Annotated in this window: 17 protein-coding genes and 1 tRNA gene; 8 read left to right on the top strand and 10 right to left on the bottom strand. The window is 70.4% G+C overall.

Annotated features, from left to right (window positions below; translation table 11 throughout):
* Window positions 1-124: 124 nt before the first annotated feature.
* The 3 genes from EAH86_RS15635 to nth are packed head-to-tail and all read right to left on the bottom strand — an operon-like array spanning window position 125 to window position 2,843.
* Window positions 125-1,336 carry a MarP family serine protease gene (locus EAH86_RS15635; RefSeq protein WP_140742389.1) on the bottom strand — a complete coding sequence of 404 codons (1,212 nt, stop codon included), beginning with the start codon at window positions 1,334-1,336 and terminating at the stop codon, window positions 125-127.
* The gene (locus EAH86_RS15640; RefSeq protein WP_241668400.1) at window positions 1,336-2,031 is read right to left on the bottom strand and encodes an NUDIX hydrolase; all 696 of its coding nucleotides are present in this window, start codon (window positions 2,029-2,031) and stop codon (window positions 1,336-1,338) included. The genes EAH86_RS15635 and EAH86_RS15640 overlap by 1 nt, the downstream gene beginning before the upstream one ends.
* Complete coding sequence (gene nth / locus EAH86_RS15645; RefSeq protein WP_194150790.1) at window positions 2,028-2,843, bottom strand: endonuclease III; 816 nt, start codon at window positions 2,841-2,843, stop codon at window positions 2,028-2,030. Before nth ends, EAH86_RS15640 begins: the two co-directional genes overlap by 4 nt.
* Before the next feature lie 120 nt (window positions 2,844-2,963).
* Here nth and EAH86_RS15650 point away from each other — a divergent pair, with 120 nt between their 5' ends.
* Complete coding sequence (locus tag EAH86_RS15650) at window positions 2,964-3,641, top strand: Crp/Fnr family transcriptional regulator (RefSeq protein ID WP_277752345.1); 678 nt, start codon at window positions 2,964-2,966, stop codon at window positions 3,639-3,641.
* A gap of 54 nt (window positions 3,642-3,695) precedes the next feature.
* Here the strand turns inward: EAH86_RS15650 and EAH86_RS15655 are convergent, their stop codons facing one another.
* From EAH86_RS15655 to EAH86_RS15670, 4 genes are read right to left on the bottom strand one after another with little or no spacing between them, the layout of a single operon-like run.
* On the bottom strand, window positions 3,696-4,523 hold the full coding sequence (locus tag EAH86_RS15655) for an MBL fold metallo-hydrolase (protein WP_140742393.1): 828 nt from the start codon (window positions 4,521-4,523) through the stop codon (window positions 3,696-3,698).
* A complete protein-coding gene (locus EAH86_RS15660) occupies window positions 4,520-5,404 on the bottom strand; it encodes an NUDIX hydrolase (RefSeq protein WP_206665849.1) in 885 nt (294 codons plus the stop codon). Before EAH86_RS15660 ends, EAH86_RS15655 begins: the two co-directional genes overlap by 4 nt.
* Before the next feature lie 21 nt (window positions 5,405-5,425).
* The gene (locus EAH86_RS15665) at window positions 5,426-5,902 is read right to left on the bottom strand and encodes a RidA family protein (protein WP_140742395.1); all 477 of its coding nucleotides are present in this window, start codon (window positions 5,900-5,902) and stop codon (window positions 5,426-5,428) included.
* Window positions 5,902-6,057 carry a DUF4177 domain-containing protein gene (locus EAH86_RS15670; RefSeq protein WP_140742397.1) on the bottom strand — a complete coding sequence of 52 codons (156 nt, stop codon included), beginning with the start codon at window positions 6,055-6,057 and terminating at the stop codon, window positions 5,902-5,904. The genes EAH86_RS15665 and EAH86_RS15670 overlap by 1 nt, the downstream gene beginning before the upstream one ends.
* A 63-nt stretch (window positions 6,058-6,120) precedes the next feature.
* On the opposite strand from EAH86_RS15670, the gene EAH86_RS15675 reads away from it, so the two are divergent.
* From EAH86_RS15675 to EAH86_RS15685, 3 genes are read left to right on the top strand one after another with little or no spacing between them, the layout of a single operon-like run.
* Window positions 6,121-6,891, top strand: coding sequence for an alpha/beta hydrolase family protein (locus EAH86_RS15675; protein ID WP_140742399.1), 771 nt, complete (start codon window positions 6,121-6,123; stop codon window positions 6,889-6,891).
* A 9-nt stretch (window positions 6,892-6,900) separates the two neighbouring features.
* Window positions 6,901-7,905, top strand: coding sequence for an ArsA-related P-loop ATPase (locus EAH86_RS15680; protein ID WP_140742401.1), 1,005 nt, complete (start codon window positions 6,901-6,903; stop codon window positions 7,903-7,905).
* Window positions 7,905-9,155 (top strand): ArsA family ATPase, encoded by a 1,251-nt coding sequence (locus tag EAH86_RS15685; RefSeq protein WP_140742403.1) that lies wholly within the window; start codon window positions 7,905-7,907, stop codon window positions 9,153-9,155. Before EAH86_RS15680 ends, EAH86_RS15685 begins: the two co-directional genes overlap by 1 nt.
* A 147-nt stretch (window positions 9,156-9,302) precedes the next feature.
* Here the strand turns inward: EAH86_RS15685 and EAH86_RS15690 are convergent, their stop codons facing one another.
* A complete protein-coding gene (locus EAH86_RS15690; RefSeq protein WP_140742405.1) occupies window positions 9,303-9,638 on the bottom strand; it encodes a WhiB family transcriptional regulator in 336 nt (111 codons plus the stop codon).
* 270 nt (window positions 9,639-9,908) lie between these two features.
* On the opposite strand from EAH86_RS15690, the gene EAH86_RS15695 reads away from it, so the two are divergent.
* Window positions 9,909-12,341: a transglycosylase domain-containing protein gene (locus EAH86_RS15695; RefSeq protein WP_161988673.1), complete on the top strand. Its 2,433-nt coding sequence runs from the start codon at window positions 9,909-9,911 to the stop codon at window positions 12,339-12,341.
* 118 nt (window positions 12,342-12,459) lie between these two features.
* On the opposite strand, the gene EAH86_RS15700 is transcribed toward EAH86_RS15695, so the two are convergent.
* A complete protein-coding gene (locus tag EAH86_RS15700; RefSeq protein ID WP_140742409.1) occupies window positions 12,460-12,924 on the bottom strand; it encodes a GatB/YqeY domain-containing protein in 465 nt (154 codons plus the stop codon).
* 78 nt (window positions 12,925-13,002) lie between these two features.
* On the opposite strand from EAH86_RS15700, the gene EAH86_RS15705 reads away from it, so the two are divergent.
* Window positions 13,003-13,938, top strand: a complete 936-nt coding sequence (locus EAH86_RS15705; protein WP_140742411.1) for a metallophosphoesterase — start codon at window positions 13,003-13,005, stop codon at window positions 13,936-13,938.
* 229 nt (window positions 13,939-14,167) lie between these two features.
* Window positions 14,168-14,244: transfer RNA gene (locus tag EAH86_RS15710), tRNA-Pro, on the top strand.
* A gap of 145 nt (window positions 14,245-14,389) precedes the next feature.
* Here the strand turns inward: EAH86_RS15710 and EAH86_RS15715 are convergent.
* Window positions 14,390-14,749: a YciI family protein gene (locus EAH86_RS15715; protein WP_140742413.1), complete on the bottom strand. Its 360-nt coding sequence runs from the start codon at window positions 14,747-14,749 to the stop codon at window positions 14,390-14,392.
* A gap of 365 nt (window positions 14,750-15,114) precedes the next feature.
* Between EAH86_RS15715 and EAH86_RS15720 the strand changes: the two genes are divergently transcribed.
* Complete coding sequence (locus EAH86_RS15720; protein ID WP_140742415.1) at window positions 15,115-15,726, top strand: hypothetical protein; 612 nt, start codon at window positions 15,115-15,117, stop codon at window positions 15,724-15,726.
* Window positions 15,727-15,728 lie beyond the last annotated feature (2 nt).

Raw genomic sequence — 15,728 nt, forward strand, 5'->3', positions numbered from 1 at the left:
CCGACTTGTTGCTAAGGGATCGTCACCGAGGCGCCCATCAGGCGATCCGTGACCACCAGAAAGCAACAAGTCGCCGCGAGGTGGTGGGCGGAGCTTCCGGCGGGGACAGGCGAGCGGGGTCGGGTCAGCCGGCCACGCAGGCGCCGGTCTTGACCGGCGAGGACGCTGAGGACGCGGCATCGAGGACGGGGCGCGCCTCGTTCATGGTCAGGGCGTACCCGGTGCTGTCGTCGTCGAGGGACTTGGCGAACACGACCCCGACGACCCGGCCGTCGCTCGACAGCAGCGGACCACCGGAGTTGCCCGGTCGGATCTGGGCGTAGAGCGAGTAGACCTCACGGCTGGTCCCCGGCTGGCCGTAGATGTCCGAGCCTCGCGCATCGACGACCTCACGGACCCGGCCGGCGTCGAGCCGGTAGGGCCCGTCGAGCGGGAAGCCGGCCACGACAGCACCGTCGCCGCGAGCCAGGTCAGGTCCCTGCCGCAGTGGATCGGCCGGGAGTCCGGGGACGGAGAGGACGGCCAGGTCGCGCTTGGCGTCGAAGATGACGACGCGGCCGGTGTAGGAGCGACCGGTGCCGTGGATGCGCAACGTGGCGGTCTCCATGCCGGCGACGACGTGGGCGTTGGTGACGACCCGCTCCCGGGCCACGACCCAGCCGCTGCCCTCTTGCCCGCGGTTGCAGGACGCCGCGACACCGGTGATCTTGATGATCGAGGCCGCTGCAGCACGCACGCCGGCGGTCTGGGCGACAGACGGGTCCGGCGGGGCGACCGGCGCGATCCGCTCGGTCTCGAGACCGTCGAACACCCGCGGGAAGCCCTCGCGGTCGAGCACCTCGCGGAACGACGCGAACAGCTTCGACGTGCTGGGGGGCACGACGTCGTCGATGGTGCGCAGCACCCGGGACTCACCGATCGCCTTGGCGATGGGAGCGGGGGCCCCGCCGCGCAGGGCACCGGCGATGAACCAGACGAGCACCGCGGCCGACAGCACGACGACCACCGCGCCGAAGGTGGCGTCGAACCACTGGGCCGGCTTGATCTTGAGCTTGGACCGCAGCGACCCGCCGACCGCAACGGCCACCGCCTGCCCGCTCGAGGCCAGGATGAACACACCGGCGATGAGCACGACCGACCGCAGCAGCGGTGAGGACTGCAGCTCGCTCCACTGTCCGATGGCCATCGGCAGCAACCACATGGCGAGCGCACCCCCGGTGAGGAAGCCGGCGAGGGACAGCACGCTGACCACCAGCCCCTGCCGGAACCCGGTGAAGGCATAGCTGATGAACAGCAGGATCAGCAGGTAGTCCAGGACGGTCAGTCCGAGGAACATCAGGCTCGGCCTTCCGTCGCGGTCTTGGTCAGGGCGTCCTGCGAACCACCCGGTTGGTAGCGGACTGGCAGTGGACGCTCAACGCTACGGTCCCATGGAAGGGTCAAACCACCGAAATCGAGCACTGCCGACAGCAGTCCAGCGGTGAACCCCCACACGAACAAGCCATCGAACTCAAACCCGGGACCCCGGTAGCCACTGGGGTGCGAGACGGTGAACCTGGCCGCCGGGTCGAGCAGGTCGGGCAGCGGTGCGCGCACCGCGCGGTGCACCTCGGTCGGGTCGATGGCGTCCAAGGGGCCGGGCTCGCGCCACCAGCCCAGCACCGGGGTGACGACGAACTTGCGCGGGCTCAGGTAGATCTCGGGCAGCGTCCCCACCACGTCGATGGTGACCGGGTCGATCCCCACTTCTTCCTGGGTCTCCCGCAGGGCCGCATCCGCGTCGGAGGCGTCCGCCTTCTCGCGCTTGCCTCCGGGGAAGGAGATGTCGCCGGGCTGGCTGCGCAGCGTGTGCGCCCGCTCCGTGAGCACGACGTCCTCGCCGCCACCGTCCGAGGACCCGAACAGGATCATCACGCTGGAGCGCCGCCCCCCGCCCCCTGGCGGTGGTGCGAACGTCTCGAAGTAGCCCCGGTCGGCAGCCGCGATCGCGTCGCGGGCACGGTCCAGCCAAGCCGGTCGGGCCACGGTCACGACGCGGTTGCCCCGGTCGACGTGGGTATGCCGCGTGGCTGGGACGGCGCGCCGGCGGTGGCAGGTGGCACCGCGCCCTGACCCGCCGGAGCCGACGCACCAGCGGTCGGCGAGCCGGGAAGGACAGGCGTCGAGGCGGCATACGGGTTGGTCGCACCGGGCGCGAGCTCGAACTTGAGCAGCTTGTCGGCCTTGACCGGGTCGGTCTCGCCGATGCCGTAGGACGGGCAGAGGCGTGCGATCGGGCAGGCGCCGCAGGCGGGCTTCTTGGCGTGGCAGGTGCGCCGACCGTGGAAGATCAGGACGTGCGACAGCATCGTCCACTCCTTGCGCGGGATCAGCGCACCGACGGCGTGCTCGACCTTGACCGGGTCGTCCTCGGTCGTCCAGCCGAACCGGCGGACCAGCCGCCCGAAGTGGGTGTCGACGGTGATGCCGGGGATGCCGAACGCGTTGCCGAGCGCGACGTTGGCCGTCTTGCGGCCCACCCCCGGCAGCGTCACGAGGTCCTTCATCCGCGGCGGGACCTCGCCGTCGAACCGCTCGACGAGCTCGGCACCGAGTTTCATCACCGAGTTGGTCTTGGCGCGGAAGAACCCGGTCGGCTTGAGCAGCGTCTCCATCTCGTCGCGGTCGGCGCCGGCGAGCGCGGCGGCGTCGGGGTAGCGCGCGAAGAGCTGGGGCGTGACCTTGTTGACCATCACGTCGGTGGTCTGGGCCGACAGGACGGTCGCCACCAGGAGCTGCAAGGGGTTCTCGAAGTCGAGCTCGCAGTGGGCGTAGGGGTAGTGCTCGTGGAGCATCCGGTACATCCGCCGGGCGCGCCTCGTGAGGGCAACGGACGACTCGTCACCAGCGGTGCGCGCGGGGGCTCCAGACACCACCACAGACTACGGGGCGACCCGGACATCCGGCGTGGCACACTGTGCCCCGTGGATCACGACGTGGTGAAGAAGGCCCCGCTTTTCGCAGCCCTCGACGAGGACGCGTCAGCGACCCTGATGGCCTCGATGACGCAGACCCGTCTCGAGCGTGGTGACGTGCTGTTCACCGAGGGCGACCAGGGCGACCGGCTCTATGTCATCCGCGAGGGCAAGATCAAGCTCGGCCGCCGCAGCGCCGACGGCCGAGAGAACCTCGTGGCGATCCTGGGTCCCGGCGAGATGTTCGGCGAGCTCAGCCTCTTCGACCCCGGTCCGCGCACGATGACGGCGACCGCGGTGGCCGAGACCCAGCTGCTGGGCATCGGCAACGACGACCTCAACGGCCTGCTGGAAGGTCGCCCCAGTGTCGCGAAGGTGCTGCTCGCGGCCCTCGCCAAGCGGCTGCGCCGCACGAACGAGAACCTCGCCGATCTCGTCTTCACCGACGTCCCCGGCCGCGTCGCCAAGGCGTTGCTCGACCTCTCGGCCCGCTTCGGCCGCCCTGTCGAGGAGGGCATCCTCGTCGCCCACGACCTCACCCAGGAGGAGCTCGCCCAGCTGGTCGGCGCCTCCCGCGAGACGGTCAACAAGGCGCTCGCAGACTTCGCCACCCGCGGCTGGCTGCGCCTCGAGGCCCGCGCCGTGCTGCTGCTCGACGTCGAGCGCCTCAAGCGCCGCGCCCGCTGACGATCCCGCCTTCCCCGACGACTCGCCGGTGATCTCGGGCGCGTTGTCGGCGACTCAGCCGCCCTGCTGGAGGTAGTCCAGCTGGGCTGCCACGCTCATCGCCGCCGCCGGCCAGACCTCGCGGGGCACGTCGGCATACACGCGCTCGACCACGGCCTGGACCACGTCCGGCGCGGTGCCCGCTCCGTCGACCAGCGCCCGCCGCACCTGCTCGAGGCGTTCGGCGCGGTGCGTCCGGTAGAACGCGACCATCGCTGCGGCATCCGGCACGACCGGGCCGTGCCCGGGCAGGATCGCGGTGACCTCGCCGTCGCCGGTCAGGTGGGCGATCCGCTCCAACGACGCCAGGTATGCCGCCAGCTCACCGTCCGGGTGCGCGACCACCGTGGTGCCGCGGCCGAGAACGGTGTCGCCGGTGAGCAGGGCATGGTCGGCGGGCAGGGCGAAGGACAGCGAGTCGGAGGTGTGGCCCGGGGTTGCGACGACGCGCAGCTCGAGCCCACCCGCCGTCACGACGTCACCGTCGGCGAGGTCGGCGTGGCCGCGCCCGACCGCACGCGTCGCGGCGCCGGTCAGCTCGGCGAACCGGTCGGCTCCCTCGGCGTGGTCGGCGTGACCGTGGGTGAGGATCGTCTGCGCGACGTGGGCGCCCCGGGCGGCGACTGCAGCGACGACCGCCTGCAGGTGGCCCTCGTCGAGTGGGCCGGGGTCGATGACGACCGCGGCGGTCGATCCGGGTTCGAGCAGCACCCAGGTGTTGGTGCCATCGAGGGTCATCGGGCTCGGGTTGGGGCACAGGATGCACAGCGCCCGGTCGGTGACCTGCCCGCCGTGCCAGTCCCCGAACGCCGCCGACGGGGCGGGCGGCTGGGCCGGGGTCATCGCATGAGCTCCGCCCGCATCACCAGGCCGGTGCCGGTGTCGACCAGCTCGGGCTGCACGGACACGACGACGGGCCGCTCGGCGATGAAGGCAGCGGCCGAGGTGGCCGCGGCGACGTCCTCGACGGCCACCACGGTCGGGGGGAGCATGAGCGCGCTCCCGTCCCGCCAGGCCTGGAGCAGGTCGGCCGGTCGGACCCAGTCGGCGACATCGGCCTCGGTGGTGTCGTCGTCGGCGCGTTGACCCTGCGGCACGGCCGCGCTGAAGAACCTGGTGTCGTAGCGCCGCACCTCGAACTCGGGGGTGATCCAGTGGGCGCGGTAGCCCAGCAGGTCCGAGCGCAGCAGCAGGTCGTGCTCGCGCAGCACCTCGGACAGCGAGGCCTCGCGGTCGAGCAGCCGTCGGCGTTGTTCGTGCCAGTGCTCACCCGTGACGTCGGCGATCACCTCGTCGGGCGTGGGCCCGGCCAACAGGACCCCGCACTCCTCGAACACCTCACGGACGGCCGCCGCCACGAGCACGCGCGCGGTCACCTCGTCCACGTCGAGCCGGGCCGCCCACTCGGCGGCCGTCGGACCAGCCCACGGCAGACCGGCATCGGCGTCGCGTGGGTCGACCCCGCCGCCGGGGAAGACCATCATCCGCGGTGCGAACTCCATGGTCGCGACCCGGCGCAGCATGAAGACCTCGACACCACCAGCGCCGCGAGCGCCGGGCGCATCGTCAGCGCCGGACACACCCTCAGCGGCGTCGCGGACGAACATCACGGTGGCCGCCCGCTTGGGCGTCACCGGTTCGGCGGGCTCGGGCGCGCCCATCCAGACGGCGGCCCGAGCCCGCAACGACGGCGACTCGGCGATCGGGAACTCGCGGATCACCATGTCGTCGATCGGGTCAACGGCTCACTCGTCGGCGAGGGCGACGACGATCTCGACCTCGACGGGGGCGTCCAGCGGGAGCACGGCGACCCCGACGGCCGACCGGGCGTGGATGCCCGCGTCGCCGAAGGCCTTGCCCATCAGCTCGCTGGCGCCGTTGATGACGCCCGGCTGGCCGGTGAAGGCCGGGTCGGACGCGACGAACCCGACCAGCTTGACCACCTGGGTCACCTTGTCGAGGTCGCCCACGATGCTCTTGACTGCGGCGATGGCGTTGAGGGCGCAGATCTCCGCGAGCTTCTTGGCGTCCTCGGGCGGGACCAGGCCGTGGCCGTCGCCGACCTTGCCGGTCTGCACGAGCGCACCGGACACCATCGGCAGCTGCCCGGACGTGTAGATCCGGCGCCCGTCCTGGACGGCCGGGACGTACGCGGCCACCGGCTTGGCGACCTCGGGCACGGTCAGGCCGAGCTCGGCGAGACGATCTTCAACTGCACTCATCAGGCTTTCTCCCGCTTCAGGTAGGCGACCAGTCCGTTGCCGTCAGGACCGGTGAGGACCTGGACGAGCTCCCAGCCGTCCTCACCCCACTGGTCGAGGATCTGCTTGGTCGCGTGCACGATCAGCGGCACGGTCGCGTACTCCCATTTCTGCATGTCCCGCAGCCTATCCCCGGGATGTCCGGGCGCCGACGGCCAGGAGTGGACGAGGATGGGGGCATGGCCAACGACCGCGACCCCAGCCAGGTGCTCGACGAGGTGGCCGCCCCGCCCAGGCGCACGACGGCCTACGGCGAGGACCCCGCCCAGGTGTACGACGTGCGCCTTCCCGACCGGGTCACGCGTGGTCTCACAGTGGTGGTGGTGCACGGTGGTTTCTGGCGTCCCGAGTACGACCGCACCCATGCCAGCCGCCAGGCCCAGGCCTTCGCCGACGCCGGATACCCCACCGCCGCAGTCGAATACCGCCGTCCCGGCATGCCCGGTGGTGGGTGGCCCGGAACTGCTGACGACGTCGCGGCTGCCATCACGGCGGTGCGACGCGACCCCGACCTGGCAGCCAAGCCCCCGGTCCTGGTCGGTCACTCCGCGGGTGGCCAGCTGGTCGCCTGGGCTGCGGCTCAGCCCTGGGCCCACGGCCTGCGTGGGGTCGTGAGCCTCGCCGGGGTCCTCGACCTCGGCCACGGCGCGGACACCGAAGTGGGGGGCACCGCCATCGCGGACTTCCTCGGCGGCTCCCCCACGGACGTGCCGGACGCCTACGCCGCGGCCGACCCCGCGCGGCTCGCACCCGGCATACCCGTGCTGTTGGTGCACGCCCACGACGACGACGTGGTGCCGTTCGATCAGAGCCAGCGGTATGCCGCGGCGCACCACGGCCCGAACGTGCGCCTCACGCCGGTGAGGAGTGGCGGGCACTACGGGCTGATCGACCCGGAGAACGCGGCCTTCGCCGAGGTCCTCGCCGCGGTCGACCTGCTCGCCTCCTAGGCTGGCGGCATGCCCGAGACCGCCCCCGACCTGTCCGCCGTGCGGCTGCACGTGGTCACCGGCAAGGGCGGCACCGGCAAGACCACGGTCGCTGCAGCACTGGCGCTCGCCCTCACCCGGCAGGGCAAGCGGGTGCTGCTCGCTGAGGTCGAGGGGCGGCAGGGGATCTCGCAGACGTTCGACGTGCCGCCGCTGGGTCACACCGAGACGCGAATCCTGACCGACCGGGGCGGCGGCCAGCTGTGGGCCATCTCGGTCGACGCCAAGGAGTCGCTGCGCGAGTACCTCCAGAAGTTCTACAAGGTGGGCAAGGCGATGTCGGTGCTCGACCGGTTCGGCGCGGTCGACTTCGCCACGACGATCGCGCCCGGGGTCCGCGACGTGCTGCTGATCGGCAAGGTCTACGAGGCGGCGGGCCGGCGCACGGGCAAGGGTCCGGCGGCCCCGGCCTATGACGCCGTCGTGCTCGACGCGCCGCCGACCGGACGCGTCGTCCGGTTCCTCAACGTCAACGCGGAGGTCGCGGACGTCGCCAAGGTGGGCCCGATCCGCTCGCAGGCCGACTCGATCACCCGGATGCTCCGCAGCCACACGACCGCGGTCCACGTCGTCACGCTGCTCGAGGAGATGCCGGTGCAGGAGACCGTCGACGCGCTCGCCGAGCTGCGTCGCACCGACCTTCCCCTGGGCGCCATCGTCGTCAACCAGCTTCGCGACCCGCTGCTGACCGACCAGGCGTTCAAGGCGGTGCGCAGTCGGCAGACCACCAGGCTCACCCGGGCCGTGGCGGCAGACCTCGCCACCGTCGGGGTCCGCGTCAGCAACGGCATGGTCGCCGGGCTGCTCGCCGACGCCGGCCACCACGCCGACCGGATCGCCCTCGAGCGGGAGCAGGACGCGATCCTGGCGGAGCAGGGCCGGCTCACGATCCGGCTGCCGTTGCTGGCCGAGGGCACCGAGGCCGGCGGCATCACCGTGCTGGCGCAGGCCCTGGCCGAGCAGGGGATGGTCTGATGCCGCCCCGCACCAGGCCCGCGTCGAAGGCCACCCTGAACGCCGGAGCCCCGACGAGCGGAGCCTCCGTTGCACCCCTCGACCTGGCTGGTCTGCTGACCGACCCGCGAACCAGGATCGTCGTCTGCTGTGGCGCTGGCGGCGTGGGCAAGACCACGACGGCCGCCGCGCTGGGGCTGTGGGCCGCGGAGCACGGTCGCAAGGCCGTCGTCCTCACCATCGACCCGGCGCGCCGGCTGGCCCAGTCCCTCGGCCTGACCGAGCTCGACAACACACCCCGTCCGGTGGCGGGCGTCGGGACTGTGGCTGGGACTGGGGCTGGGGCTGCTGACGGCTCCGGTGGCTCGCTCGACGCGATGATGCTCGACATGAAGCGCACCTTCGACGAGGTGGTCGAGCAGCACGCCACCCCCGACAAGGCCGCCCAGATCCTCGCCAACCCGTTCTACCAAGCCGTCTCCAGCTCGTTCGCGGGCACCCAGGAGTACATGGCGATGGAGAAGCTGGGCCAGCTGCGCACCGAGGCCGGCCGGGACGGCCGCTGGGACCTGATCATCGTCGACACGCCCCCGTCTCGGTCGGCGCTGGACTTCCTCGACGCCCCCAAGCGGCTCGGCTCGTTCCTCGACGGTCGCTTCATCCGGCTGCTCTCGGCACCGGCCAAGGCGGGTGGCCGGGCCGGCTTCAAGGTGTTCAGTGTCGGGGTCAACGTCGTCACCAACACCCTGTCCAAGGTGCTCGGCGGCCAGCTCCTCCAGGACGTGCAGACGTTCGTGGCGGCCCTCGACACGATGTTCGGCGGGTTCCGGGAGCGCGCCGACCAGACCTACGCCCTGCTCAAGGCCCCCGAGACCGCGTTCGTCGTGGTGGCCGCCCCGGAGCGCGACGCACTGCGCGAGGCGTCCTTCTTCGCCGGTCGCCTCGACGAGGAAGGTATGCCGCTCGCCGGCCTGGTCGTGAACCGGATCCAGCGCGTGGCCGCGCCTTCGTTGACCGCCTCGCGGGCGCTAGCAGCTGCCGAGCAGCTCGCCGACGCCGACGACAGCTCGACGACTGCGGCCACCACCGAAGGACTGCTGCGCCTGCACGCCTCGCTGGCCGAGACGGCCGACCGGCAGGAGCGGTTGACGGCGCGGTTCACGGCCGGGCACCCCGGCATACCCGTCGTCGAGGTGCCGGCCTCGGCCCAGGACATCCACGACCTCGACGGGCTGCGCGAGGTGGCAGCCGCTCTCACCCGCGCGGGCTGACCGGCATACCGGCCGGCTCGCGGCCGGCTCGCCGGCACCCGAGCCCCTCGGACGCAACGAAGTCCCTGGACCCGGGGGGTGGTCCAGGGACTTGGCTGCGAAGGTGCGGGGCTTTTGGTGCGGCGCTGCCCGGGTGGGCGGTGCCGCTCAGGCGCTCTCGGCCTCGGAGGGCGTCTGGTTGCGGGCCGAGGCGAACAGGGCGGCCCAGGAGGCGATGTTGGGCCGACGCTTGAGCAGGGCCCGGCGCTCACGCTCGGTCATCCCACCCCAGACACCGAACTCGGTGCGGTTGTCGAGGGCGTCGGCGAGGCACTCTGCGATGACGGGGCACCGCTGGCAGACGACCTTGGCGGTCTGCTGCGCCGCGCCCTGGACGAACAGTGCATCCGGGTCGGACTTCGAGCAGGAGCCCATGGGCGCCCAGTCGTCCATCCATCCCGTGCCGGCAGACTGCCCGCTCGGTCGCGCTGGTGCGATGGTCATCTCAGTGCCTCCAGATACTGCTGATTCAGACGCTTCGAACTGCGTCTTATGTCCGTATCGACGTTTGAAAACGATAGGAACTGGAGGCACCTCTACGACATGGCCCATTCGTGTAGTTCTGCGATGGCCAAAGGGACTAGTCATTCCGAGCCATGTCGTCTCGCCCGATGGGGTCGTGGCCAAATCATGTCAACGGTGACGAGCAGCCCCAATTCGACCCGCACCTGCTCGGAAACCGGTTACCCAAGGTTCGGCAGTTACCCTGTGGCCATGCAAGAACGTGCCTCCGACCTCGGAAAAGTCGTCAGCCTGCTGGGAGCCTTCGTCGCCATCGCGGTGATCGCGGGCTTCCTGGCGGCCGGTCTGCTGATCCCCGCAGCCTTCGCCACGGGACAGGCCGCCACCGGCGGAGTCAAGATGTTCGACGACCTCCCGGGCGAGTTCACGGCCACCCAGCTGTCGCAGCAGTCCACCATCAAGGACGCGCGCGGCGGGATCCTCGCGACCCCCCAGCAGGAGAACCGGATCGTCGTCAACCTCAAGGACGTCGCGCCGATCATGCAGAAGGCCCAGATCGCGATCGAGGACAGCCGGTTCTACGAGCACGGCGGCGTCGACCCCCGCGGCATCCTGCGCGCGGTGGCGTCCAACGCCCAGGGCGGAGACGTCCAGGGTGCGTCCACGCTGACCCAGCAGTACGTCAAGCTGACGCTGCAGGAGAACGCCCTGCGCAACAACGACGAGGAAGCAGCACAGGCGGCGGTACGCAAGAGCGCGGCCCGCAAGGTGCAGGAGATCAAGTACGCGGTCACGCTCGAGAAGGAGATGACCAAGGACCAGATCCTGCAGGGCTACCTCAACCTGGCCTACTACGGCGACCTGGCCTATGGCGTCGAGGCAGCCTCGCAGCACTACTTCAGCGTCCCTGCGAAGAAGCTCAGCCTCCCGCAGGCTGCCCTGCTCGCCGGCCTGGTGCAGAACCCCGGGAGGACCGACCCGGTGCACTACCCCGATAAGGCCCAGGCCCGCCGCGACATCGTCCTGGACCGGATGCACGCCCTCGGCATCATCAGCGACAAGGATCTCAAGACCTCCAAGGCGATCCCGGTCGGGAAGATGCTCAAGCTGAAGAACCCGCTGAGCAACTGCGACGCCTCGTCCGAGCCGTTCTTCTGCAACTACGTCATGGAGTACCTCCAGGACACCAGCAACCACGCGCTGGACGCCCTCGGGAAGACCGAGCCGGAGCGGATCAAGAACATCACCGGCGGTGGGCTGACCATCCAGACCACCCTCGACCCACGGATCCAGGAGCAGTCGCTCAAGGACCTGACCAAGCGGGTCCCCTTCGCCAACAAGGCGATGCGCAAGGACACCGAGCACGACAAGAGCCCGATCGGACGGTCTCGCATGGTCGGTGCCGCCGCCAGCATCATCGAGCCCGGGACCGGCAAGGTCCTGGCGATGGTCCAGAACTCGCGGTACCCCACCACCAAGAAGCAGCAGAACCAGTACGGCTTCACCCAGGTGAACTGGAACGTCGACACCAAGTACCAGGGAACCACCGGCTTCCAGTTCGGCTCGACGGCCAAGATGTACGCGATCGTGCGGGCCCTCGAGACCGGCACCCCGGTGAACGGGACCGTGCCGTCCAAGTTCGCCAGCACCACCCGTCCCGCGATCTACACGCCCAAGGAGCAGGGCTCCTGCGGTGACATCAGGGACTGGAGCGTGAAGAACGACTTCGCGGTTGGCGGCAAGCCGATCCCGTTCCGCAAGGCCACCGCACAGTCCATCAACACCGCGTTCGCCTCCCTCGCCATGAAGCTGGGGACGACCAAGGTGCGCGACACCATGACCAAGATGCACCTGACCCAGGGTGACGGGTCGAAGATCGGGTGCAACCCGAGCTCGGTGCTGGGTACCGGCGTGGTCACGCCCCTGACGCTCGCGTCGTCCTACGCCACCCTGGCCAACAACGGCAAGTACTGCGCGCCCAACCCGATCCTGTCGATCACCACGGCCGACAAGAAGCCGCTCAAGATCGGTGCGACCCCGTGCAAGCAGGTCATCGACCCCGATGTGGCCAAGGGCGCCACCGAGCTGCTGAAGGGCGTCATCAAGGACGGCACCGGCAAGGCCGCCACCCTGGGCGCACGACCGGCGGCCGGCAAGACGGGCACCACCGACGACCACGTCGAGTCCTGGTTCGTCGGCTACACCGTCCAGCGTGCCACCGCCGTGTGGGTGGGCACGCCGTACTCCCAGCAGGGCATGAACCACATCACCCTCGCCGGCAGGGGCTACTCCGGCGTCTTCGGTGGTGACATCGCTGCACCGATCTGGAAGGACCTCACCGAGACGGCCTCGGAGGGTCTCCCGATCCGCCAGTTCGACGACCCCAGCACCAAGGTCCTGAACGGCGACAAGATCTCGGTGCCCTACGTCAGCGGCCTGTCCGTCGAGGCGGCCACGGCCAGGCTCAAGGACGCTGGCTTCCTCGCGCAGGTGGCCGGCAAGACCAACAGTGGGCTGCCCCAGGGTTTCGTGGTCTACACCGACCCCAGCGGCTCAGCCGTCCGCGGCTCGACGATCGGTCTCTACACCTCGTCCGGGGTCGCGTCCACGCCGACCCCGACCAAGACGCCTAACCCCAAGCCGACCAAGACCAAGGGTCCACCGCCCCCGCCGGGCAAGCACTGACGTCACGTCGAAGGGGCTCCTCACCGGCGCTGAGGAGCCCCTTCGACGTTGGTATGCCGTGCGGTTCCGGGCGCCGCGCGGGCGCGCCGGCCGCGCGGCATACCTGAACTCTCTGGTCTCAGCCCGCGCTCAGGGCCGCCTTGACGACGGCAGCGACGCGGCCCCCGTCGGCGCGACCGGCCACGACGGCCTGGGCGGCCTTCATGACCTGGCCCAGCTGCGGCATGCCAGTGGCTCCGGTCTGTTCGATGGCGGCCGCCACGATCGTGGCGAGCTCGCCGTCGGAGAGCTGGGCGGGCAGGTAGGCCTCGAGGACGAGGAGCTCGGCCTCCTCCTTGGCGGCGAGCTCGGGACGGGCCGCGTCGGTGTAGGCGGCCGCGGCCTCCTTGCGCTTCTTGGCCTCCTTGGCCAGCACCTTGAGGATCTCGTCGTCGCTGAGCTCACGGGCCTCGGTGCCGGAGACCTCTTCGTTGGTGATGGCGGTCAGCGCCAGGCGCAGGGTGCCCGAACGCACCTGGTCGCGCTGCCGGATCGCGTCGGTGAGGTCGCTCTGGACGGTGGCCTTGAGGCTCTGGTCGGTCATGGGGCCAGTCTCGCAGGCAGGGGGTGGTCCGACCTACCGACATTTCCCGGCAGGGACCGGTTTGCAAGGATGGCGGTGATGAACAGGATCCTGGGGACTGCTGCTGGTGTCGTCGCGCTGGGCGTTGGCGGCATCGGGTACGCCAGTGTGGTCGAGCGGAACTGGTTCGCGCTGCGGCGGTTCACCGTCCCGGTGCTGGCTCCCGGGACGGCCCCTTTGCGCATCCTGCAGATCTCGGACCTGCACCTCGTGCCACGGCAACGACGCCGCATCGAGTGGGTGCGGGGACTCGCTGCGTTGTCGCCCGACCTGGTCGTCAACTCCGGCGACAACCTGGCTGCCCTCGACGCGGTGCCGGGAGCCCTGCACGCGATGGAGCCGCTGTTCGCCTTCCCCGGCGTCTTCGTCATGGGGTCGAACGACTACTACGCGCCGGTGCCCAAGAACCCGGCCCGCTACCTGACCCGCCGCCACGCCGAGGCGCCGCCAGGCCTGGTGCACCTGCCTACCGAGGACCTGCGCGCCGGCATGCGCGACGGCGGCTGGGTCGACCTCGACAACGTGCGCACCACGATCACGGTGGGGGGTGCCGCGGTCGAGCTGGTGGGCACCGATGACGCCCACATCCGCAACGACAGGTATGCCGAGGTGGCCGGTTCCGCGTCGGATGCTGTGGCGGTGACCATCGGCGTCACCCACGCGCCCTACCAGCGGGTGCTGGACCCGATGGCGGCCGACGGAGCGCGGCTGCTGATTGCCGGCCACACCCACGGCGGGCAGCTGGCGCTGCCGTTCTACGGCGCGCTGGTGACCAACTGCGACCTGCCGACCGACCGCGCCAAGGGCGTCTCCCGGTGGTGGCCCGGAGCAGGTTCGACGCCCTCGTCAGCGGCTCCCCCGGATGCCGCCTGGCTGCACGTGTCGGCCGGGCTCGGCACGTCGCCGTACGCCCCCGTGCGGTTCGCCTGCCGGCCGGAGGCCACCCTGCTCACCCTGGTGCCGCGCGACGCCTGACCAGGCGCTGGTGACCGTTCCTTGACCGCCCCTCCTACCGTTCGTGGTCACTGAGCCACGAACAGCCGCCAGCCGCACGGATCCACAACTGTTTGTGGCTCGCGGGCCACCGATGGCAGCGCCCGACCGCGCGCTGGCGGCGCGGCATACCGATTGGGAGCGGCCGGGTCGGGTGGGCTATCCTTCACTGTCGCTGCTCCCGTCGAACTGGCGTGGGTGGCGATTGCCACGGGGTGTGGCGCAGCTTGGTAGCGCGCTTCGTTCGGGACGAAGAGGCCGCAGGTTCAAATCCTGTCACCCCGACCAGCAGAACAGCACGGCAAAGGCCCTCCGTCGGATTCGCGACGAGGGCCTTTGTCGTGGCTGAGGGACTGTGCATCCGGTTCGCGTCGACAGGTGAGGCGTGCGCCTCGACAGGTGCGGGCGCCGCTTCGGGAGGGTCGTCCCGGAGTCAGTCGGTCCGCGGCTGCGGCTTGAAGAGGCGCACCTCGTGGGGCCAGCCGCACGCCGCCGAGATCTTGCCCGCCCACATCTTGGCGGCCTCGTCGTCGGCCACCTCCACGACGGCGAACCCACCCAGGAACTCCTTGGTCTCGACGTAGGGACCGTCGGTGATCAGCACCGTCCCACCGGTGGGGTCGGCGCTGTAGACCGGGCCGTCCTCCTCCTCCAGCCCCCCGGCGAAGACGTACACGCCGGCCGCCTTCATCTCGTTCACGACCGCCATGGCGAGGGGTCCGCGCTCGCGGAACCACTCCTCGGTGTGGTCGCCGACCCACTGCTGGTTGAAGTACAAGAGGTACTCGGCCACGACTGCTCCTTCTGCTGGGGCGGACCCGGGTGGCCGCCTTCACCTACCCCACGAACGGTGGCAGACGAATCCGACACGGTCGTCACGGGAAATCGACGCATCCGAGGCGCTGGTGGGCGCAGCCCTATCGCGCCCCCATCTACCTGCGGTTTCACGGTGTTCGGACGCGATCCTTGGCTCGCGTCGAGGAGGTCTCGATGGAGCGAAAACCCAAGGGGCGCATGATAATCCATAAGTCTTGATCGCGCGCGTCGAGATGATTTCAAGATCATCCGTTCAACTGCTGGCGACACGCGCGGGGACGCTGCTCTACTGGTCGAGGGAGTGGGTCACCGCTCCGCGGGGCCAATGGCAGAGGTCACCGAATGGCTGCTGGAGTCGGTAAGGCGACGGGGTTGAGCGCGGTCCTCAAGGACGCGTCCACTCTCAAGGCGATCCGCGGTGCCGAGCGGCTCAAGCCCGGTGACGTGCCCAAGAAGGGCGTGACCCTCAAGGCGGCCGAGGCGACGCGCCTGCTGCGCAGCGTCATCCGCTTCGTCGCCGACGTGCCCGCCGACTCCTCACCGATCGTGGTGTGGGAGCAGGAGGGCAGCGAGCTCTGGGTCGACATCTCGACGGTCTCGCTCACCTGCATCCCGGGTGTGATCCGGGTAGCCGTCAAGGTCGGCTGCGACCAGCTGCCCGAACCGGCCATGATCACCGTCCCCTTCGGGGTCGGAACACCTGAAGCACCAACGGGTCTCGTGATGTCGAGCCTGAGCCGGCTCGACGGGCCCGAGGTCGTCACCGGACGCTGGACCGCGGCGCTGACGGCCTTCACCTGGGAGGCGATCCTGGAGCTCGCGAGCCGGATGTGTGCCGAGCTCGGGCGGGATGCCACCGGCCTGCCGCTCATCCCGGGGTCGATCGCCGCGGGGTCGCAGACCTTCGTCGTGCAGCCGATGGCTCGCAACGACCTGTCCGGGCTGAGGCGCTGAGC

Origin of the sequence: Pedococcus bigeumensis (genome assembly GCF_006438965.1) — a bacterium.
Lineage (GTDB): Bacteria > Actinomycetota > Actinomycetes > Actinomycetales > Dermatophilaceae > Pedococcus > Pedococcus bigeumensis_A.